The 2,137-nt window shown below is 65.6% G+C and carries 1 protein-coding gene; it reads right to left on the bottom strand.

The annotated features are described in order from the left end of the window. Nucleotides 1-1,298: 1,298 nt before the first annotated feature. Nucleotides 1,299-2,137, bottom strand: an 839-nt coding sequence (locus GKQ77_RS31995) for a hypothetical protein (protein WP_219692614.1), incomplete at its 5' end; no start/stop codon positions are given.

Consider the following 2,137-nt stretch of genomic DNA (forward strand, 5'->3'; position numbering starts at 1 on the left):
GGGCTATGCCGTGGTACTTACTTTGCTGAGGGGAGGGACGGGCATAGTGATCTCTAAAGTCGCCTCGAATGCGGCGAGTTGGTGAATGGTCATGTAGGAGCTCACTTCTGCATGCTGTGATGCACGCGTTGAGGCCGAGCGAACGAATCAGGATCACCCTGGCACCACTGTCAAAGCCACCCGCCGAACATGATCTACTTATACGCGACCGTGCCAGCCGTCATGTCTACGGCTGGCAGAGCAAGCATTGAAGGGGGTCTGCGTGAAGTCGCTGATCGTGAAGAGGGCCTTGGTGGCGGCAAGCGTGATTGTAGGAGCTGGAATCGTTCCGCTGGCGACAGCTACGTCGGCGTCCGCATCGCCGATCAGGTGCTCGGGTTATTTGGCTTCACAGGGCTACAAGACTGGCCCGAAGGTAGACCGAGCATGTGAATTGGGCGACAAGGGAGGCATCTGGGGCAGCACCACGCGTCTCGCCTGCCAACCCATGCTCATGCAGCTCGGCGTGAAGGGTAAGCACGCCGCCGAGGCGTGTGACAGAGCACACTAGCCGGACGCGCAGTGTCGCCTCAGAGGGGCGCTTGAGCAATCACGCGCCCCTCCAGGGTAATTATGGCGGTCAGCGCTTGACACGCACTTCCCGCGTAATTTGAGGGCCTGTCGGCGTTGACGAACTGCGGACAGCGCGCTCGCCACATCTGTTGTAGCGACATAGCCGACGGTCCTGCGGCGCCCCACATGCAATTCGTCGCCGACATCGGGACTAGCAGGGTGTTGGGTCGTTCATGTGGATGTCGCGTCCGGACTTCGTGGCGTACTTCGTCCTCACGCTATAGCTGTTCCCGTGGGTTGACTGCCTGGAGGCCTTCCAGTTGCTGTAGGCGGGCGAATGAGAACTGCGGCCGTGGTCGGGAGTGAAGAAGTCGTCCCCGACCTGGGAAGGCAGAAACCGGGCTGGACCGTAATGCGCGAGCTGTTCCATGCGCTGGCACGACCCCTGAGCCAGGGGCCTGGAGCTCCTCCAGAATCTGCGTGTCCTGGCCATCGACAGGATGCTGCTGATAGTGGCCGACTCAACCGGGAAGCGTTCGGCAACGCGGCTCCCAGCGCAGCTCCATGGGCCCTCCGATGGCACGCATGGCCGGCGTGGAGGAGCTCGTCTTTGACGGCATCAAGACGCACCAGCGCGACGACTCGTCCTCCACGCACAGACCCCGGATGACTTCCGCCGAGGTGTCTTCGCATCGCAGGGCCCCGGTCCGTCACCCAGGCCCCTTGCTTCGTGGTTGAGCGGCGCGTCAGCGCTTGACGCGGACTTCCTTGCGCAACTTGGCCGTCGTGGTCGCGGCCTCGTCGAGGTCGGCGGAGCGCCCGGATATCGCGCTCGCGACGTCCGTCGTGACCACGTAGCCGAGGGTGCTGTGGTCGCCCCAGATGCAGGTCGCTGCGGACATCGCACTCGGGCCGGAGGAACCGGCCGTGGAACCGGAGGTCCCCGCACCGCCGCCCAGGTCGACCTTCATCTCCTGGCACTTCATGACGGCGCCGTCGAGCCCGGCGGGCTTGTACTCCTTCGGCTCGCCGACCAGCGTGACGCTCTGGCCGCCGCCGGCACCCGCCGAGGACCCGTTCTCCTCCTTGGCGTTCGTGAACATGTGGTCGACGACCTTCTTCGGGTCGGCGATCTCCCCGTAGACGCCACCGAAGGTCAGCACCTTCTGCGCCATCGGGTTCTCCTTGCTGCCCGACTGGTACTGGGCTTGCACGTCCTGGGGGTTCTTCACCCCAGCGGCCTCGGCCTTGTCGCGGTCGACGCTGTTGAGACCGCTGGAGCGCTGTGGGTCCTTCTTGTACTCGACCAGGACGGTCTCCGGCGTCGTCAGCTTGTGCGGACCGTCGTCCTTGACGCCGGACTCGCCCCCGCCGCCGTCCGCCACGCTCGACGAGCCGCCCTTGTCGTCGTCGCCCGTGAAGACGAAGTAGCCGCCGACGGCCGCGGCGGCGACCACGGCGACGGCCGCGATGAGGACGCCGGTCTTCTTGCCGCCACCGCCACCGCCGCTGGGAGGCGGGGGCGGCACCTGGCCGTAAGGGGCCTGCTGGCCGTATGGGGGCTGGGGCGGCTGCTGCCCGTAGG

Origin of the sequence: Streptomyces anatolicus, assembly GCF_019400875.1 — a bacterium.
Taxonomy (GTDB): domain Bacteria; phylum Actinomycetota; class Actinomycetes; order Streptomycetales; family Streptomycetaceae; genus Streptomyces; species Streptomyces anatolicus.